The organism is Nonomuraea sp. LPB2021202275-12-8, assembly GCF_037044575.1.
GTDB lineage: Bacteria > Actinomycetota > Actinomycetes > Streptosporangiales > Streptosporangiaceae > Nonomuraea.
Map to the genome: position 1 here is coordinate 66,756 of NZ_JBAHWD010000030.1, position 17,907 is coordinate 84,662.

Here is a 17,907-nt window from a genome sequence, read left to right on the forward strand (position 1 = left end):
ACCAGATCGATAAGGCAATATCAGGGCATGAGGCGGCAGAGCCGGAACTGGCGGCGGGTGGTCGCGTTCCTGCTACTCGTCACGGCAGCGGGGGCGGTCGTGGCGGCTCTGCTGATCAAGGGCCTTGATTATGCCAATCAACTGTCCGGCGTGCTCGGCCTGACCGCCCTGGGCGCGAGCGTGGTGACCTGGGCCAAGCGGTCGCGGCCGCACCCGCCCGATCCCGAGCGGCTCGATCGGGCCGCCGCCCTGCTCAGGAGCGTCGTGCACGTGCGCTGCCGGGCGGAGGCCGCGAGCAGAGGGCTGCTGGACCCGCGGCCGCTGCGGGTGGTGTGGAAGGCGACGGAGAGGGAGGTCTCCGACCACGCCGACGTCGTCGGCGGCGCGCTGAAGGGCGGCAGCGACGACGTTCCCCGGCTCGCCCAGGCGTTCCTCCGCCTGCCGCACCGGAGGCTGGCGATCATCGGGCCACCGGCGTCGGGCAAGAGCACGCTGGCGCTGCTGCTGACCCTCGAACTCGCCCGCGATCCGGCGGCCGGACACCAGGTGCCCGTCCTGCTGCCACTCGCGTCCTGGCCTGCGAGCAGGGAGCGGCCGGCCGACTGGATCGCCCGGCGGATCACGATCGACCACCCCTCGATCACCGCGGCGCCCGACTTCACCCCGGACATGGCGGCGCACCTGCTTGCCGCCGGACGCCTGCTGCCGGTCCTCGACGGGCTCGACGAGCTGCCCTCCCATCTGGCAGGACAAGCACTCGTCCGGATCAACCAGGCCATTCCGAGCGACTCGCCGCTGATCATCAGCTGCCGGGCGGAGGAGTACGAGGCCGCCGTCGCATCCGCCGACGTGCTCACGGCGGCCTTCGTCGTCGAGGCGCAGCCGGTGCGCCCCCATGACGCGGCGGACTACCTGCGCACGGTGATACCCCCCGGCGCGGCCACCCGTCGCTGGCAGCCGGTGCTCACCGCGCTCGAACGCGACACCTCCAGCCCCCTCACCCGGGCCCTGTCGAGCCCGCTGGCCGTATCGCTGGCCCGCAGCGTCTACCGCGGCCAAGGCGACCCCTCGGAGCTGCTCGCGCTGACCGGCCAGGAGGCGATCGAGCGCCATCTCATCGCCTCACTGGTGCCGGCCGCGCTGGCGGACACGTCCTCGGCTCTCCCCTACGACGGCTCGCAGGTCATGCGCTGGCTGCGCTTCCTGGCCCGGTCGAGCACCGGGGACCTCGCCTGGTGGCGGCTGCACCGTTCGGCGCGCGTGCAGACGCTGACCGCCTCGGCCGTCCTGGCGCTGCTCGCGCTGGGCGCCGCGGCGACCGCCATGGCGGGCGTGGCCAGGACGGCGACCGTCGTCGCCGGGCTGGCGACGGGCGTGGCGGTGGCGTTCGTCTCCTGCCTCCTTGCGGTTCTGGGCGGGCTGAGCGAGGAGAGTGTCCTGGTCCGCCCGGCCTTCCAGGTGGCCGGCCGGGTTGGGGCGCTGGGCAGGCGACTGGTGCGCGGGACCTGGGAGGGACTGCTCGCCGGACTGATCGGCGGGGCGGCCGGCGTGTACGTCATCAGGGTGATCGCCGGGCTGGACGTGAGCACGGTCAGGATCTTCGCCGGAGGCGTCGCCGGAGGGCTCCTGGCCGGCCTGGCCCGTGCCCTGGTCTCCTGGAGTCTGTGCCCGATCCCGGCGACGACCGACACCAGCCCCGCCGAGAGCCTGCGCGCGGCCCGGAACCGGGCGCTGGTCATGGGCGCCGGGCTCGGGCTGGCCATGGGCGGGCTGTGCGCGCTGGCGATCGGCCTGTTCCTGGGGGCACTCGGGGTGGCCGACGCCGCCCTGTTCGGCGTACTGCTGGGCAGTGGCTTCGGGGCCGCGATCGGCGTCACCGCACTGCTCACCGGCCCCTGGTTCCCCTACGTGCTGGCGCACACCCTGCTGGCCGTGCGGGGGCGGCTGCCCTGGCGGTTGACGGCCTTCCTGGACGACCTGCACGAGCTGGGCATCCTCCGGCGGGCGGGGCCGGCCTACCAGTTCAGGCACGCGCGCATCCACGAGTTCCTCCGAGGAGAGGACACGGCCGCAGCAGGCCCCGTAGCCGCTCGGGCGGCATCCGCACCGTGAAAGAGGCGCAGGCGTTGCAGAAGTAGCCGCGGACGAAGGTGAACTCGACGGCGCTCGTTCCCAGGTTCACCAGCAGGAGGGCATCGTCGACGCCGGCGCTCTCCAGATTCGCCACCTCGGCCCGCGCCGTGTGCGAGCGGATGGCGAGGGCCAGCCGCGCTCTGCCGGCACGTGAGAAGGCCGACGGGGTGAACACCTCGCGGGTGGTCAACGCCCTGCCGGCGGCACGGTCGTAGTTGACCGCGTACCCGGACTCGACGGGGCGCAGTCCCTCGATCTCCCGGATGATCCCGTAGCGGACCGAAACCAGCTCGGTGTCGTTCCGCACCACCTCGAAGGCGCCGGTCACCCGGCTGTCCTGCGGCACTGCCGGAGGATGGTCGCGGTTGATCCGCGCGCTCTCCCGCACCGCCTCCCCGATCGGCGCCATCAGGGCCGCGTTGAGCGCGGTCACGTCACCCCCTCGGGCGAGCGGGTAGGACGCATCGACGGTGAGCCGTGGATCACGACTTTCCCGCAGGTGGGCCGCGGTGATCGTGATCTGCTCACTCCCGGCGGCGGGGCGGGCCAGTGGGGCGAGCGCCACCACGAGCAGCACCGCGGCGCCACACAGCAGGACCGGCCGCCGCACGGTGATGAGCGTGCCCACCGCCACGGGCAGTCCGGCGATCAACCCGAACTGCAGCCCGACGCCCGAATACGCCTCGATCAGGTCACCGGGCGGGACCCGCGACCAGGCGGCCTCGGCCTGCGCCCTGATGAGCATCGCCAGCCCGCCCGCCACCACCGACAGGCTCCAGACGGCCAGCCCGGCGGACAGCCGGCGCTCCCTGACGTTCGCCCCTCGCAACCCGAGATGGACCAGCCCCGCCAGCAGCGCGACGTACAGCACCGCCGTGAGGATCTCCAGCGCCCAGTCCCCGCGAGGCACGGCAGACAGCACGGGCAGCGCCAGGAAGGGCTCACTCGCCCGTACGGCGACCTGGCCGACCGGCAGCCCGTGGCCGAACCCCAGGAACGCGCCCGCCACCACGGTCACCAACAGCGCCGCTCCGGCCGCCTTCGCCGCGATCAGCGCGCGTTCGCGCCGATCCGGCGCGTACGCCCGCACCCGCTGCCGCCAATCCCGGTGTCGCGCGACCAACTCGTCCCAGGCCCGCTCGTCGTCGTCGTCTTCCACGTACGCGTCCAGATCCACGGCACGGCGGACCCTGGACAGGGTGACCATGAGATGCACCAGCCACAGCACGGTGGCCAAGCCCGGCACGACGATCAGGGTGAAGGCCGCGGCCTCGGGCACGAGGGCGATGCCCAGCAGGTCCCAGCCGGTGATCGCGGGTGCGATGACGCCGCCCGCGTTCCAGGCGACCTGGACAGCCAGCGCCAGCCCGGCCGCGAGCACCAGCCACGCCGTGGCCGGTACGAGCCTGATGACCTGCCCGCGCACCGCGACATACGCCACCACCGCCGACAGCGACGCGAACGCCACCGCCACCGTCCAGAACCACACCCCGGCATCCTGGCCCGGCGCCTCGTCAGGCGGCGTCAGGAAGCCGAAGGCCAGGATGGCGGCGGACAGGTCCTCGTCGAAGGCACGCCCGGTCAGCGCCGGGACAGCCGACACGACGGTCACCAGGAGGTAGGTCGCCATGACGGCCCCGAGGGCCACGAGCAGGCCCCACGGGCGGTCGGGACGGATCGGGTCGGGCTCGGACGTCCTGCGGGGCAGGACCCTCTGCAGACCGGTGCCGGCCAGCGCGAGCAGCAGCGGCGGCACGGCGACCTGAGCGGGGTCGGCCACCAGGGCCGCCCCGATGTCCTCCACGTACTCCGCCACCCACGCCAGGTCCAGCGGATCGGCGACGAGGAGGTCCCGCATGCCGCCGTCCGACGCCCCGCCGATCGCGTACGTGAGCGGAGCCGTGCACAGCGCGATCCACGAGAAGACGAAGGCCCGGCCCGGCCTGCCGTCCACGGGCAGCCACTGCCGCAGCATCCCTTCCACGAGCGCGGCCACGACGGCGCTGAAGAACACGAGGAACGGCCGCAGGTAGCCCACCGTCAGGGGAAGCCAGGCGAGCAATCCCAGGAAGGGCCGCTCCCACGAATACAGACCGCTCAACAGCACGGACCAGATCACCGCCCAGCCGAACACCAGGCAGGGCGTCACCCACCGTCGACCGTGGAACGTCCCCGTACCCCTCTCCGCGACCGCCGGGACCGCCCTGACGAGGACCCCGGTCAGCAGCCCGACGGCCGTTCCCCACCAGGCGGCGTACTTCAGCTGCCCGCCGAACAGGATGCTCACCGACTCTTCGGACGCTGTCGCCAGCGACCAGACCAGGACGGCGAGCACACCGGCGGGCCCGCCCGCCAGCCCCCAGCAGACAAGCCCCCGCCACCGTGACGTGCCGAAGCCGGCCAGGCTGGAAATCGCACAGGTGCCGCCGGCCACCGCCAAGGCGAAGGCGACCAGGCCGGCCACCGTGCTCGCGGCCGGCGCCTGCCCCACGCCGGGGAAGACGAGCGCCCGCGACAGCACCCGGCCCAGCAGGCCACCCCGGTCGAGCAGGAACTCTCGGACCGGGGGCAGGGCGAGCAGCCCCGGCAGGGCCAGTGCCGAGCCCGAAGCAACGAGCAGGAACGTACGCGTCCTCATCGCCACGAACCATCATGGCCACGCTGAGGTCAAGCAGTCTCCACCTTTGCCGACAAAATCGGCGCCGGGGTCATCGGGTTTCGCGGACGATCCTGACCTCTCCCGCCGGGACCGTGAGCTCGCCGTCCACCGGGTCCCCGTCGGAGAGTCCGACTCCGGTCGCCGCGACGACCACGTCGGCCCCGCTGTGGTTGATCACGAAGAGGTAGCCGCGACCGTCGGCGTGCGCCCGCCGTACCATCTCGACGCCGGGAGTGGCCGAGACCGGCACGCCGGCCTCCGCGCAGACCGCGCCCAGCACGCGGGCCAGGTCCGCGCCGGCGAGCAGGGTGGTCAGGTAGTGCGCGGCTCCCCCCTCCCACTCGTTGCGGGTCCAGGCGGGCTCCCCGGTCACGTACGTGTCCAGCACCGTCGCGGTGGTCGCGTGGGCCAGCTCACTCCACACCGCGCCGATCCCGCCGCCCGCGAGCTCGACCGACTCCCCCTCCTCCAGCGGGAAGAACTCCTCGACCGTCACTCCGAGCAGGTCGCGCCACGCGCCGGGGTAGCCGCCGAGGCGGATCCGGTCGTGCTCGTCGGCGATCCCGCTGTACGGCCCGGCCAGCACGGTCCCGCCGTCGGCCACGAAGCGTTCGAGGTTCGTGGCGCCGTGATCGGTCACCAGGTAGAGGGCGGGGACCAGGACCAGCCGGTAGCCGGACAGGTCGCTTTCTGGATGCACGACGTCGCAGGTCACGCCCAGCTTCCAGAGCTCGGCATGCCAGCTCTTGATGACCTCGACGGGCTTGTGGAGGGTCGTGGGCTGGGCCGGGTGGTCCTGTGCCCAGACGCTCCCGTAGTCGAGCAGGATCGCCACGTCGGACGTCACGGTGCTGCCCGCCACCTCGGCCGCGTCCTTCAGCAGGCCCCCGAGGCCGACGACCTCGCGCCAGACCTTGGTGCCGGTCCCGGCGTGCGGGAGCATGGCCGAGTGCCACTTCTCCGCGCCCGCCCGTGACGCCCGCCACTGGAAGAACATGATCGCGTCCGCGCCCCGGGCGAGGTGCTGGACGGAGTTGCGGCGCAGCTCGCCCGGCCGCTTGGCGCGGTTGACGCCCTGCCAGTTGACCGCGCTGGTGGAGTGCTCCATCAGCAGCCACGGGCGGCCCCTGCCGAGCGAGCGGGACAGGTCCGCGGCGAACGCGAGGTCGATGTGCGGGTCCTTGCCGATCAGGTAGTGGTCGTTGGAGACCACGTCGACCTCTCTGGCGAAGGACCAGTAGTCCATGTCCCAGTGCGCGCCCGCCATCAGGTTGGTGGTCGCGGGCACCTGCGGAGCCAGCCCGGCCAGCAGGTCGCGCTCGGCGCGGTAGAGGTCGAGCAGCGCGTCGGAGCTGAACCTGCGGAAGTCGAGTTGCTGTCCCGGGTTGTGGAAGGAGGGGGTGGCCCGGGGCGGCAGGATCTGTCCCCAGTCGCTGTAGCGCTGGGACCAGAAGGCGGTGCCCCAGGCCTCGTTGAGCGCGTCCAGCGTCCCGTACCGCGCGACCAGCCAGCCGCGGAAGGCGGCGGCGGAGGCGTCGCAGTAGCAGCGGGAGTTGTGGCAGCCGTACTCGTTGTGGACGTGCCACATCGCCAGCGCCGGGTGGTCGCGGTAGCGTTCGCCGATCCGCTCGACGATGGCCAGCGCCTTGTCCCGGTAGACAGGCGAGCTGGGGCAGAAGCCCTGCCTGCTGCCGTGGAAGAGCACCCGGCCGTCGGCGTCGACCGGCAGCGCCTCGGGGTAGGTCCGGCCGAACCACGGCGGGGGCGCGGCCGTCGGCGTGGCCATGAAGGCGCGGACGCCGCCCGCCGCGAGCAGGTCCATGACCCGATCCAGCCAGCCGAACTCGTACCTGCCCTCGACCGGCTCGACCAGGGACCAGGAGAAGATCCCGACGCTGACCTGGTTGACCCCGGCCTCGCGCATCAGCGCGACGTCCTCGGCCCACGTCTCCTCCGGCCACTGCTCGGGGTTCCAGTCGCCGCCGTAGCCGATCAAGGTTCCTCCTTGGCTGTCCGCCCGCAAGCGCTAGAGGGGATTAAAACGTTCCTCTCCAGTGCGCACAACCCCCCGCTCAACAGGTGGACTACTCTGCCGGATGCTTGTTGACACGTTTTAATACGGAGTTCGATTCGGCAGACTGAGCAGGTGGACTTCCCCGAGACCCTGCGCGCGACCCGGCAGCGCAGCCACCTCAGCCAGCTCGACCTCGCCCTGCGCTCGGGCACGACCCAGCGCCACCTCAGCTTCATCGAGACCGGCCGCTCCCGGCCAGGCCGGACCATGGTGATCCGGCTCGGCGAGTCGATGGAACTCCCGCTCCGCGAGCGCAACCAGCTCCTGCTCGCCGCCGGCTACGCCCCCGTCTACCCGCAGACGCCGCTGGACGACCCCGCCCTGGAGCATGTACGCGCCGCGCTCGGGCACATCCTGACCGGCCACCTGCCCTACCCGGCGATCGTGGTCGACGCCGGGCACGACCTGGTCCTCGCCAACGACGCCTTCGACCTGCTCACCGAGGGCGTCGCCGAGCACCTGCTGCGCCCGCCGGTCAACGTGCTGCGCCTGTCGCTGCACCCCGAGGGCCTGGCTCCGCGGATCGCGAACCTGGCCCAGTGGGCACAGCACATCCTCGACCGCATCCCGCGGGACGAGCTGTACGACGAGCTTTCTGGATATGTACCACCATTCACACCCGGGCCGGATCACGTGGGTTTCGCCGCCCCCATGGTGCTGCGTACGGGGCGCGGCGAGCTGCGGCTGACCACCACGATCACGACGTTCGCGACCGCGCTCGACGTGACGGTGGCGGAGCTGAAACTGGAGGCCTTCCTGCCCGCCGACGCGGCCACGGCGGCACTGCTGGCAGGGTCATAGGCCGGGGAACATGTAGTCCTCGGCGATGCGACCGTCGCCGTCGAGCACCAGGACGTCCAGCCCACCACCGACCGCCTCGCCACCGCCCACGGGTACCATCGACCAGCCGAACTTGACGACGTCCTTCAGCCGCACCGCGTCACCGGCCGCCTGGAAGGTGAACTCACCCGGCGCGACGAAGTCGGCATAGGCGCGGGTCACTCGGCGCTCGATCTCGTCCCACCCGTGGGCCTCCAACGTGGTGTGGTCGAACCCCAGCTTCGCGGCGACCTCCCGGATCTCCTGAGGCGGTTGCAGGATGTGCGCCCCGCCCTCGGCCCACAACTCCTGGATGGCCTTGCGCCGCGACTCCACGTCGGGCTCGACCCAGACGGCGATGTAACGCTCGGCCAGCTCCTGGGGCTGGATGTCAGTCACGGCTTCTCCTCTTACTCGGTGCGTCCATGCCTGACCGATGATGCAAGAAGGGCCACAGGCGAACAATTCCCCCCAGGGAATGACCCGGCGCACGGCAGGTGGGTCAGGGGGCCACGGCGACGAGGGTGCGGTGGTGCTTCGGGGACTCGATCTCGTCGACGAGCGCCGCCGCCAGGTCGGCGTAGGGGAAGAGCGCGCCGTCCTCGGCGGCCGGCACCTGGTTGCCGCCGATCCGGTAGCGGCCGGTGCCCGGCGCCTCGGCGTCCAGGAACGTGGCCGGTGGCGCGAGCACCAGCCAGTCGATGGCGGTGTCCGCGGCGCGCAGGACATCCAGCTCGGCCGCGTGGCCGAGCGAGAACGCCCGGGCGTCGGCGGGGAAGCCCGGGGTGTCGAGGAGCCTCACCCCGGGCGCGATCTCCAGCGTGGTGCCGATGCCGATCAGCACCAGCCGGCCGACCCCGGCGCGGGCCAGCCCGTCGAGCAGGGCGTGGGCCGTACCGGCGTAGAACTCCTCCGCCGGCACGTCCAGCCGGGCGACGGCGCTGATCGCCGCGTCGTGGCCGGCCGCGACCGCCGCGACGCTGTCCGCGTCGGTGGCGTCGCCGCCGGTCACGGTCACGCCGTCACGGGCAAGGTCCGGGTACTTGGCCGGATCGCGTACCACCGCGGTGACGTGGTGGCCGCGGTCGGCGGCCACCGTGACCGCGTGCCGGCCCGCGCGTCCGCCCGCGCCGAAGATGACGATCTTGCTCATGCTGGGACACTCCGTTCGAGCACGGCCGGCCTGGTCACCGGCTCGTACCGCGGACGCTAGCCGAGCCCCCCTTGGTTCCCGCAACGATAGTTACGTAGGCTCGGCAAGGTGATTGCGCCACTTGATCCAGAGATGTTCAGCGGATGCTCGCATGTCACGTCGCCGATCCGGTTCGGCGACAAGTGGACCGTGAAAATCATCAGATGTCTGGAGGCGGCCCCCCGGCGCTTCTCCGAGCTGCAGGTCACCCTGCGTGGCGTCACGCCCAAGGTGCTCACCGAGACGCTGCGGGGGATGGAGCGCAACGGCCTGGTCACGCGCACCGCCTACGCGGAGATCCCGCCGCGGGTCGAGTACGAGCTGACTCCGCTCGGCCGCACGCTGCTGGAGCCCCTGGCGGCCTGCTGCGCATGGGCGCAGGCACATCTGCACGAGGTGCTCGACGCGCGTGAAGCGTACGAACCGGCTCCTTAGAGCAGGCCGGCGTCGCGGACCTTGATGGCGACATGGACACGGTTGTCCGTCTGCAGCTTGGCGAAGATCCGGGTGACGTTCGCCTTCACGGTCGCGACGCTCATGTAGAGCCGCTCGGCGATCTCGGCGTTCGAGCTGCCCCTGGCCACCTCGATCGCGACCTCGCGCTCGCGTTCGGTGAGCCTGGCCAGCTCGCACCTCGACCTGCTGGCCGGCAGCACGTACCTCGTCGAACAGGGCGTCCACGTGGGCCAGGGTCGGCTGCGGCGCCTCCAGCACGCCGTCGCGCCGGAGGCTGCCGAGGACGGCGCGCAGCTCGTTCAGCGACTGGTGGGCGTTCTCCTGGATCGCCCGCGCTGCCTCGCGCGTCTCCTCGGCGCCGAGGTCCGTCCGGTACGCCAGGCCGCCGGCGAACATCGACAGCAGGGAGAGCCGGTGCGCCAGCGCAGTGCGATGCCGTCCGGCTGGTCGTCGTCCACGCCCACAGCCTAGGAAACCGCGGGCCGGTGTTTTAGCGACCTGGGTCGACGTCCACCTGGCCGCAGGTCTGTCTACGATCGATCCGAGCCGCCGAAGGAGACCCGTCATGACCGAGAAAGAGCTGCTGCGCGCCACCCTGCGGGAGTTTCGAGACGCCATGGTCTGGAAGCTCGAGGGGCTGGGCGATGCCGACATGCGCATGCCGATGACCCCTACGGGCACCAACCTCCTCGGCCTCGTCAAGCACCTGGCCGGCCTCGAGTACGGCTATCTGGGCGAGGTGTTCGGCCGTCCCGCGCCGGAGCGGATGTCGTGGATAGACGACGACAGCATCTGGGAGGGCGCGGACATGTGGGTCGCTCCCGGCGAATCCACCGACTACATCGTCGGCCTCTATCGGCGGGCCTGCGCCCACGCCGACGAGACGATCGAGGCGCTGGAGCTCTCCACCGTCGGCACGGTGCCCTGGTGGGAGGAGGGCAAGCGGGATGCCACGCTGCGCCAGCTGATCCTGCGCATGATCGGAGAGACCGCGCGGCACGCAGGGCACGCCGACATCGTCCGCGAGCTGCTCGACGGCGCGGGCGGCCGGTCTCCCGGCGACCGCTCCTTCCCCGCCGACGCCGACCCCGCGTGGTGGCGAGAGTATGTGGGGCGCATCAGGGACTCCGCCGCTACGGCGCCTCCTGACGCTTCGTCGGATTGACGCCGTCCCACTCGGCCAAGGGAGCACAGTGCCAGCTCCATCCGACCTGCCGCTCCTGGCCGGGAAGGTCGGCGCGGCCGTTGGCCCACAGCAGCGCCGTCCACGGATCCGTGTCCGTGGGCGCCCAGGGGAACAGGCGCCTCAGGGTGGCGTCGCTGAGCTGCTCCGAGGGGACGAAGTCCCTGCCGACGCCGCGACTCGCGTCGGCGGTGTGCACGAGCATCTCGTCGCAGGCCATGGCCGCGAAGCCGGAGGCGTCGGCCAGCCCCATGGGGTGCCAGCCGCGAGCTCCGGCCGGGGCGCCGTCGACGACCCGCGCGAGGACCGTGGCCACGGTGCTCATCGTGGCGACGAGGTCCACCGGCGTGGACTCGGGCCGGACGCGCAGCTCCATCGTGCTGAGCTCCAGATCACCTGCCGCGAAGTCAGCGGAGAACCACATCAGAACATCGCTGATGTGGGCGACGGCTTGGGCGACGGTCCAGTCCATCTCGGGGATCGGAGTCGTCGTCCAGTCCTGCTCCGTCAGCGGAAGCAGGAAAGCGCGGCATTCGTCGGCAGTCCGGAGTATTGTTTCGCCGTTCATGGGGGCATCGTCGCACTCGCCTACGACAGTTTGTCGGTGGTGTCCGCCGCGGGATTCCCTAGGAGTGGGGAATCCGGCCGGCGCGATGTCACCCTTACCTGGCCTGCGTGCAGAACGACACAGAACAGGCGGGCACGGCGACGTCTCATGAAGGCATGAAGATCAATGCAGATGGCGCGGGCCACGAGGATGTGGCGAGCGCGCTCGCCACGGCCGCCGTGTGCCAGAACTCCGTCGAGCACGCCGACACGAAGGCCGGCGTTCTGATCATGGTTCACGCGGGCGGAGCCGCGATGCTGGCCGGCCAGATCGGGCCGGCGTTCGGGATCGTGCGCGGTGGCGGCTGGTTCGCCCTGCTCGGCCTGGCGATGTTCGCCATGTTCGCCGTCAGTTTCGTCGCCTCCGGCCACCACCTGGCCCAGGCCCTTCGGCCCGACCTCCGGCCGCCCGACCGGCCGAGCAGGTTCAGCATCGTCTGCCGCCCGTCACTGACGGCAGGTCGCAGCGATCCGGCGCAGGAAGCCGAGGAGGCGTGGGCGATGGCCCGGCTGCTCGGCGAGATCGCGGAGCGCAAGCACCGCCGCATCGCCACGGCGATCCCGTGGACCTGCCTGATGGTGGTGGGCGCGATCGGCGCCATCGCCCTGGGCGCCGCCGGGGGCTGAGGCTCGCCTCAAGGCCGTGGGGAGCCGTAGGCGCTCAGGCCCCCGGTGTCGATCAGGATGACTCTGCGGTAGCTCGTCGTCACCAGCCCCGCCTCCTTCAGCTCGCGCATAGCCTTGCTGACGGCGGCCTCGCCGGCGCCGACGAGCCGCCCCAGCTCGCGCTGGGCCAGCGGGACGCCCACGTCCGTGCCCTCAGGGACGGACCGGCCATGACGGCCGGCCAGGTCGAGGAGCACCCGGGCCACCCGCACGGGGACGTCGTAGCCGATCATGTCCAGCCGCCGGCGGTCGGCCCAGTCGAGCCGGTCGGCGAGGCTCATCGCGACCGCCGTGGAGAGCGCGGGAACGCTGCGCGCCAGTGCGAGGAACGCGGCCGACGGGATGCGGTGGACCAGCGTCCGCGAGCACAGGGTCACCGTCGCAGACCTGGCCACCTTGCGCAGCGCGGCCATCTCCCCGATGAGGTCGCCGCTGACCATGATGCCCAGCAGCGCCTCCACGCCGTTGTCCAGATCGGCCGTGACCTTGGCGCACAGCCCACCGCGCGACTCGTGCAGCAGGTAGACGGTGTCGGACATCGGATCGCCCTGGCTGATCAGCACCTCGCCCGGCTCCTGGTAGCGGCGCTCGGCCAGCCTGAGCAGCCGCGCCTGCGTCTCCGTGTCGAGCAGGGCCATCATGCTCCCCGGTGACCAGCGCCGCCCATGATCGGCACCGGCCGGCCTCGCTCCCGCCACCTACCACCTCCAGGACGCCCTTCCCGGGCACGCTACCTCCAAATGATCTGTCTGACACCCGTTCACAACCATCTAGTTGTACAAACCAGCGGTTGTGGATATGGTCGTGAGATGGCAGTGATCGAAGACGAACTGACTCTGGTGTTCTCGGCGCTGGCCGACCCCACCAGGCGCGCGATCCTGGAGCGCCTGGCCCATGGCGACGCGACGGTCAACCAGCTCGCCGAGCCGTTCGCGATGAGCCAGCAGGCGGTCTCCAAGCACCTGAAGGTGCTGGAGCGCGCCCACCTGATCTCGCGGACCCGGACCGCGCAGTCCCGGCCCTGCGTCCTGGACGGCGAGCGCCTCGACGCGGCGGCCGGCTGGATCGCGCGGCACCGGCAGGTCCTGGCCGATCGCCATGACCGCCTCGACGAGCACCTGGCCGCCCTGCGAGCGCAGGAGCCGGACACGGGGACGGCGCCATGACCGAGACCGGAGAGCTGACCTACCGGCGCGTGCACCGGGCGTCGCGCGAGCTGCTGTGGGACTGCATGACGACGCCCGAGCACCTCACCCACTTCTGGGGCCCCGCCGGGACGACCACGCCGATCGGCGGCATCACCGTCGACCTGCGGCCCGGCGGCGTCTTCGAGACCACGATGGTCAGCGACGCCGACGGCAGCACCTACACGATGCGCGCCGTCTACGCCGAGGTGCGCCGGCCCGAGCGGCTGGTGTGGATCGAGCCGGGCATGGAAGGCGGCATGCGGACCACGGTCACGTTCGTCGACCTGGGCGACGGTCGGACCGAGGTGGTCACCCATCAGACCAACGTGCCGGCCGCCTATCTCAGCGCCGAGGCCAGGGCCGGCTTCGCCACCAGCTTCGACCGCTTCGACGGCTACCTGGCCGGCCTGGAAACCGAGGAGTAGGGAGCACGAGATGCCTGCAGTCAACTCAGCCGACGGCACCACGATCGCCTATGAGCGCACCGGCAGCGGGCCGGCGCTCGTCCTGGTCGACGGTGCCATGTGCTACCGCGGCGCGGGACCGATGCGGCCCCTCGCCGCGCACCTGCGGGACGCCTTCACCGTCCACACCTACGACCGTCGCGGGCGCGGCGAGAGCTCGGACACCATGCCGTACGCGGCCGCCCGCGAGGTCGAGGACCTACAGGCGGTCATCGCACAGGCCGGTGGCGAGGCGTGCGTCTACGGCATCTCCTCCGGCGCGGCTCTCGCCTTGCTGACCGCGGCAGCCGGCCCCGGGATCACGAAGCTCGCTCTGTACGAGCCTCCGTACCTGGCCGAGGTCGATGGCGACACCGGGACCAAGGCCTACACCGAACGGCTGCACGAGCTGCTCGACGCCGGGCGCGCAGGCGACGCCGTGGCCCTGTTCATGACCAATGTCGGTGTGCCCGCAGGGGCTGCGGCAGGCGGCTCGGGCCGCGGCCGACGCGCTGCCCACCGCGGAGCACCGGACTCTCGACGGCCAGACGCACGACGTGGCGCCCGAAGCGCTCGCACCCGCGCTGACCGGGTTCTTCGGCTCATGAGGTCAGCGGGAACCGGTTCACGTCGAAGGTGAGCAGGTCGGTGAAAAGCGCGCGTTGCCTGGGCAGCTCCCAGTCGCCCGCCTCCCCGCCGTTGATCACTGCCCACACGCCCCACTCCAGCACCATGTACAGCAGCGCGGTGGGCCACAGCTCGCGCTCGGTGCCGGTCAGCTGCACGCACCCGAGGTAGGCGTCGCGGAAGAGCCGCCATTCCACGTCGTCGAACAGCCGCCCGGGACCGGCAGGCAGGTCGTTGTGGAAGAACAGCACCGCCAGCGCGAGATCCAGGAGCCTGGGGATCCGCTCGCCGTTGTCGGGGTCGACGAGCACCGGGCCGTCCGCGGTGTAGACGAGGTTGACGGCCTTGAAGTCGACGCTGACGTCGGCCGCCGGCAGCTCCGCGTCGCGGACGGCGGGCAGCGTCGTGGTCATGAAGCCCTCGATCAGCGGCGTGAACCGTCCCATCAGCTCCCCGCGCGCCTGCGGAAGGTGGGCCGCCAGCGTCCTGTCCAGTCCGGTGACGTCCTCCTCGACCGAGGCGGCATCGTGGTCGGGCCAGTCGAAGCGCGCCAGCCCCGCGTCGGAGTCCAGGTCGGCGTGCATCCGGCCGAGCAGCCGCCCCGCATCGGCCAGATCGGCGGCGGAACCGTCGTAGAGCCGCCCCTCGATCCAGGGATAGGCCACCCAGTCGTGCTCGCCGATCCGGTGGGGACCTGCCAGTGGCGTCACCACGGGGAATCCCGTCGCGTCCAGGTGGCGCACCCATCGCCCCATCGCCTCGGCGGAGTGCGTGCGCTTGACCACCGCGTCCCGTCCCGCGACCAGCCCGCGGAACACCGGCGCGTACGGATAGATCGACTCTGCCGCCGCCAGCCCGAACTTCTCGAACACCTCTGCGTACTCGGTCACGCCGGAGAACCCTAGCGTCCGGGGCATATTCCGTTCGACAGGTGCGCGGGGACCTCACTAGCCTGTCCCCATGTCCAGCCCCGAGGCGTCAAGACGCTAGCCACCGGCTGTCCGGTGGCTGTCACGATGTCGCCCTGAGGTCGCCCTGAGGTGCCCTGATGGCGCCTTGATGCCCTGCCGCCCTTTCCCGGCCGCGGGCATCGGCCGTTGACACCGGATCGCCGTGTCCCTGGATCGTGCGTCACTCCTGTGACGCCGGCACTTTCCCGCGGTGTTCGCACGCCGCTCCCTCGCACCGTCGTCCGTCGCAGGGGGCCGTCGTGCCTCGCCGCCTTCACCGATCCATCGATGTGGCTGCGGAGTTGCACTATGCCATTCGTTCTCTACCTGCTCGCGGTTGCGATCTTCGCCCAGGGGACGTCGGAGTTCATGCTGGCCGGGCTCGTCCCGGACATCGCCCGCGACCTGGGGGTGTCCGTCCCGGCGGCGGGATCGCTGACCTCGGCGTTCGCCGTGGGCATGATCATCGGCGCACCGCTGATGGCGATCCTGAGCCTGCGCTGGCCCAAGCGCCGCGCGCTTCTGACCTTCCTCGTCACCTTCCTGCTCGTCCACGTCCTCGGCGCGGTCACCTCCAGCTACGCGGTGCTGCTGGCCACGCGGATCGTCGGGGCGCTGGCCAACGCCGGCTTCCTGGCGGTGGCCCTGGCTGTCGCGGCCGGAATGGTCGCGCCGAACGCCAAGGGCCGGGCCACCTCCATCCTGCTCGGCGGCGTCACCATCGCCTGTGTCGTCGGTGTTCCCGCAGGGGCGCTGCTCGGCCAGGCGTGGGGATGGCGCTCGGCGTTCTGGGCGGTGGCCGCCGTCTCGGTGCCGGCCGTCATCGCGATCATCCGGTCGGTCCCGTCCGCCGCTCCCGATGCCGTCCGCCCGAGCGCCCGCAGTGAGCTGCGGGCGCTGCGTGACCCGCGACTGCTGGTGTCATTGCTGCTGGGCGCCCTGGTCAACGGCGCCACGTTCTGTACGTTCACCTATCTCGCGCCACTGGTCACCGAGGTCTCCGGCATCGACGCCGCCTGGGTGCCCGCCGTGCTGGCGATCTTCGGCGTGGGCTCGTTCCTCGGCGTCTCGCTCAGTGGACGCCTGGCCGATACGCGGCCCGTCCAGCTCCTGACGGGCGGCGGCCTCGTCCTGCTCGCCGGATGGATGGTGTTCGCGGTGACCGCCACCGACCCGGTGGCGGCGATCGTGCTCGTCCTCCTTCAGGGGACGCTCTCCTTCGCCGTCGGCTCGACGCTGATCTCGCAGGTGCTCTACGCGGCGGCTGGAGCACCGACGCTGGGCGGCGGATTCGCCACGGCCGCGCTCAACGTGGGAGCCGCGTTCGGCCCCTGGTCCGGTGGCATCGCCATCGCCGCGGGACTCGGCTACCGCTCGCCGCTCTGGGTCAGCGCGCTGCTGGTCACCCTCGCCCTGGTCACCGCCGGGGTCGCCGTGACGATCCGGAAGAAGGCGGCGCCCGTGCAACGGGCGTGAACGTCAGGGGCCAGAGAGGCCGCGGTCGGCGCCGATGCCGCGCAGCAGGGTGTCGACCAGGCGGGTGGCCATCACGTCGGGATCGCCATCGGGCTCGGTCGCCGACTCGTGGATCAGCGCGTAGTAGACGCGCCGCGCCCACTCGATGTCGACCTCGGGCCTGATCAGGCCCGACCCCACGGCCCTGGACAGCAGCCGGGCGCAGGACTCGGCCACCTCGGCGTGGATGCGCGCCACCTCGGGGTCGGCGTCCTGCGCGCGGCTCATCGCGAAACCCCAGTCGATCTTCACGCGCAGCGACCTACCTGGCCTCGCCGCTCGCGGCCAGCGTCACCGGCGCCGACCTCGTCATCGACGGCGGCGCCATCAAGACCGTCTGAGCCGACCTCGCACAAGCCGTGGGCGCGTCCCTAAGCTGCTGCCGTGGACAGAACGCCGGTCACCATCGCGTACGTGCGGGAGGCGTTCGGATGGGGCGCGGACGTCGTGGTGTCGGCGGGGCCGCGGGGTGCGCTGGGGCAGATCTGGCGGCTGGACGTCGGTCCGGCAAGCTACGCGCTCAAGGAGATCTTCGCCGAGCCGCCATCGGAGGCACTGGTCGAGGCGGAGCTGGCGTTCACGCGGCGGGCCGCCGAAGCGGGGGTGCGGCTGCCGGCGAGCCACCCCGACCGCTCAGGGCGTCACCTGCTCACGGCGCCCGACGGGACCTGGTTCCGCCTGCACGACTGGATCGACCTGCGACCGGTCGAGCTGACAGCGCGGACCACGCCTCGAGAGCTCGGGGCCCTGCTCGCGTGTTTGCACCGGTCCGCCCCCGCCACGGCCCTCGAACCGGGCGGCGGACCACCCGACCCCTGGTACGACCGCGTCCCCACCACGGAGGCTTGGGCGCGGGCGGCCACGTCGGGCGCGAAGTGGGCCACGCGGCTCGCCGACCGGCTGACCGGCCTGCCCGAGCTGTGCGCGGCGGTCGCGCCGGCCGATCCCGCCGACCTGATCGTCTGCCATCGCGACCTGCACCCCGAGAACGTCCTCGCCGACCCCGACGGCGCGCTGGTGGTCGTCGACTGGGACAACCTCGGTCCGGCCGCACCGGGCCGGGAGCTGGCCCGGGCGCTGTTCGACTGGTTCTGCGACGGCCCCGCCGACCTCGACGCCATGCGTGACATGTACGAGGCGTACGTGCGCGAGGACGGGCCGGGTCGCGTCACCGAGCCTGCGGACTTCTCCATGCTCGTCGCGTCCCGGCTGAACTTCCTGCTGGTCCAGACAGGCGTCGCGCTCGACCCGCGGGCCGAGCCGCGGCACCGCGAGTGGGCCGAACGCGAGATCGACGAGGCGCTGCGCATCCTGCCGACCCCGCGGCAACTGGCCGACGTGCTGGCGCTGACGCGCGCCCTGGCCCGGAAATCCCGTTGAGAACGGCATGCGTGGCA

General features: G+C 71.8%; 19 protein-coding genes and 1 pseudogene. 10 read left to right on the forward strand and 10 right to left on the reverse strand.

Translation table 11 applies throughout. The features are described from left to right. The first annotated feature begins 27 nt into the window (after window positions 1–27). A complete protein-coding gene (locus tag V5E28_RS37085) occupies window positions 28–2,112 on the forward strand; it encodes an NACHT domain-containing protein (protein ID WP_336214058.1) in 2,085 nt (694 codons plus the stop codon). Here V5E28_RS37085 and V5E28_RS37090 read toward each other — a convergent pair. Both V5E28_RS37090 and V5E28_RS37095 read right to left on the reverse strand, forming a co-directional pair. After that, window positions 2,024–4,771, reverse strand: coding sequence for a hypothetical protein (locus tag V5E28_RS37090; protein WP_336214060.1), 2,748 nt, complete (start codon window positions 4,769–4,771; stop codon window positions 2,024–2,026). The two genes, V5E28_RS37085 and V5E28_RS37090, sit on opposite strands and share 89 nt — an antisense overlap. A gap of 70 nt (window positions 4,772–4,841) precedes the next feature. After that, window positions 4,842–6,788 (reverse strand): beta-galactosidase, encoded by a 1,947-nt coding sequence (locus tag V5E28_RS37095; RefSeq protein ID WP_336214061.1) that lies wholly within the window; start codon window positions 6,786–6,788, stop codon window positions 4,842–4,844. Between the two features lie 150 nt (window positions 6,789–6,938). Here V5E28_RS37095 and V5E28_RS37100 point away from each other — a divergent pair, with 150 nt between their 5' ends. After that, complete coding sequence (locus V5E28_RS37100; RefSeq protein ID WP_336214063.1) at window positions 6,939–7,667, forward strand: helix-turn-helix domain-containing protein; 729 nt, start codon at window positions 6,939–6,941, stop codon at window positions 7,665–7,667. On the opposite strand, the gene V5E28_RS37105 is transcribed toward V5E28_RS37100, so the two are convergent. Both V5E28_RS37105 and V5E28_RS37110 read right to left on the reverse strand, forming a co-directional pair. Beyond that, entirely contained in the window at window positions 7,662–8,084 is a 423-nt protein-coding gene (locus V5E28_RS37105) for a hypothetical protein (protein WP_336214064.1), read from the reverse strand. The two genes, V5E28_RS37100 and V5E28_RS37105, sit on opposite strands and share 6 nt — an antisense overlap. 103 nt (window positions 8,085–8,187) lie before the next feature. Beyond that, window positions 8,188–8,838 (reverse strand): NAD(P)-dependent oxidoreductase, encoded by a 651-nt coding sequence (locus V5E28_RS37110; RefSeq protein WP_336214066.1) that lies wholly within the window; start codon window positions 8,836–8,838, stop codon window positions 8,188–8,190. A gap of 132 nt (window positions 8,839–8,970) precedes the next feature. On the opposite strand from V5E28_RS37110, the gene V5E28_RS37115 reads away from it, so the two are divergent. Beyond that, window positions 8,971–9,312 (forward strand): winged helix-turn-helix transcriptional regulator, encoded by a 342-nt coding sequence (locus V5E28_RS37115; RefSeq protein WP_336214130.1) that lies wholly within the window; start codon window positions 8,971–8,973, stop codon window positions 9,310–9,312. On the opposite strand, the gene V5E28_RS37120 is transcribed toward V5E28_RS37115, so the two are convergent. Both V5E28_RS37120 and V5E28_RS49755 read right to left on the reverse strand, forming a co-directional pair. Then, window positions 9,309–9,533: a response regulator transcription factor gene (locus V5E28_RS37120; RefSeq protein WP_336214068.1), complete on the reverse strand. Its 225-nt coding sequence runs from the start codon at window positions 9,531–9,533 to the stop codon at window positions 9,309–9,311. The two genes, V5E28_RS37115 and V5E28_RS37120, sit on opposite strands and share 4 nt — an antisense overlap. A gap of 73 nt (window positions 9,534–9,606) precedes the next feature. Beyond that, window positions 9,607–9,993: pseudogene (locus tag V5E28_RS49755) on the reverse strand (histidine kinase); the annotation flags it as partial. Here V5E28_RS49755 and V5E28_RS37125 point away from each other — a divergent pair. Next, on the forward strand, window positions 9,899–10,498 hold the full coding sequence (locus tag V5E28_RS37125) for a DinB family protein (protein ID WP_336214069.1): 600 nt from the start codon (window positions 9,899–9,901) through the stop codon (window positions 10,496–10,498). The pseudogene V5E28_RS49755 and the gene V5E28_RS37125 sit on opposite strands and share 95 nt — an antisense overlap. Here the strand turns inward: V5E28_RS37125 and V5E28_RS37130 are convergent. Next, entirely contained in the window at window positions 10,467–11,084 is a 618-nt protein-coding gene (locus V5E28_RS37130) for a maleylpyruvate isomerase N-terminal domain-containing protein (protein WP_336214071.1), read from the reverse strand. The genes V5E28_RS37125 and V5E28_RS37130 overlap by 32 nt on opposite strands. A gap of 155 nt (window positions 11,085–11,239) precedes the next feature. On the opposite strand from V5E28_RS37130, the gene V5E28_RS37135 reads away from it, so the two are divergent. After that, window positions 11,240–11,749 carry a hypothetical protein gene (locus tag V5E28_RS37135; RefSeq protein ID WP_336214072.1) on the forward strand — a complete coding sequence of 170 codons (510 nt, stop codon included), beginning with the start codon at window positions 11,240–11,242 and terminating at the stop codon, window positions 11,747–11,749. A gap of 8 nt (window positions 11,750–11,757) precedes the next feature. Here V5E28_RS37135 and V5E28_RS37140 read toward each other — a convergent pair whose 3' ends face one another. After that, a complete protein-coding gene (locus V5E28_RS37140; protein ID WP_336214073.1) occupies window positions 11,758–12,429 on the reverse strand; it encodes a Crp/Fnr family transcriptional regulator in 672 nt (223 codons plus the stop codon). A gap of 174 nt (window positions 12,430–12,603) precedes the next feature. Here V5E28_RS37140 and V5E28_RS37145 point away from each other — a divergent pair, with 174 nt between their 5' ends. The 3 genes from V5E28_RS37145 to V5E28_RS37155 are packed head-to-tail and all read left to right on the forward strand — an operon-like array spanning window position 12,604 to window position 14,058. Beyond that, window positions 12,604–12,954 (forward strand): ArsR/SmtB family transcription factor, encoded by a 351-nt coding sequence (locus V5E28_RS37145; RefSeq protein WP_336214131.1) that lies wholly within the window; start codon window positions 12,604–12,606, stop codon window positions 12,952–12,954. Continuing rightward, complete coding sequence (locus tag V5E28_RS37150) at window positions 12,951–13,400, forward strand: SRPBCC family protein (RefSeq protein ID WP_336214074.1); 450 nt, start codon at window positions 12,951–12,953, stop codon at window positions 13,398–13,400. Before V5E28_RS37145 ends, V5E28_RS37150 begins: the two co-directional genes overlap by 4 nt. Before the next feature lie 10 nt (window positions 13,401–13,410). Continuing rightward, on the forward strand, window positions 13,411–14,058 hold the full coding sequence (locus V5E28_RS37155; protein ID WP_336214076.1) for an alpha/beta fold hydrolase: 648 nt from the start codon (window positions 13,411–13,413) through the stop codon (window positions 14,056–14,058). Here V5E28_RS37155 and V5E28_RS37160 read toward each other — a convergent pair. After that, on the reverse strand, window positions 14,021–14,935 hold the full coding sequence (locus V5E28_RS37160) for a phosphotransferase (protein WP_336214077.1): 915 nt from the start codon (window positions 14,933–14,935) through the stop codon (window positions 14,021–14,023). The genes V5E28_RS37155 and V5E28_RS37160 overlap by 38 nt on opposite strands. A gap of 369 nt (window positions 14,936–15,304) precedes the next feature. Between V5E28_RS37160 and V5E28_RS37165 the strand changes: the two genes are divergently transcribed. After that, window positions 15,305–16,471, forward strand: coding sequence for a Cmx/CmrA family chloramphenicol efflux MFS transporter (locus V5E28_RS37165; RefSeq protein ID WP_336214078.1), 1,167 nt, complete (start codon window positions 15,305–15,307; stop codon window positions 16,469–16,471). A gap of 3 nt (window positions 16,472–16,474) precedes the next feature. On the opposite strand, the gene V5E28_RS37170 is transcribed toward V5E28_RS37165, so the two are convergent. Further along, the gene (locus V5E28_RS37170) at window positions 16,475–16,762 is read right to left on the reverse strand and encodes a hypothetical protein (RefSeq protein ID WP_336214079.1); all 288 of its coding nucleotides are present in this window, start codon (window positions 16,760–16,762) and stop codon (window positions 16,475–16,477) included. A gap of 132 nt (window positions 16,763–16,894) precedes the next feature. Between V5E28_RS37170 and V5E28_RS37175 the strand changes: the two genes are divergently transcribed. After that, window positions 16,895–17,890: a phosphotransferase enzyme family protein gene (locus V5E28_RS37175; protein ID WP_336214080.1), complete on the forward strand. Its 996-nt coding sequence runs from the start codon at window positions 16,895–16,897 to the stop codon at window positions 17,888–17,890. Window positions 17,891–17,907 lie beyond the last annotated feature (17 nt).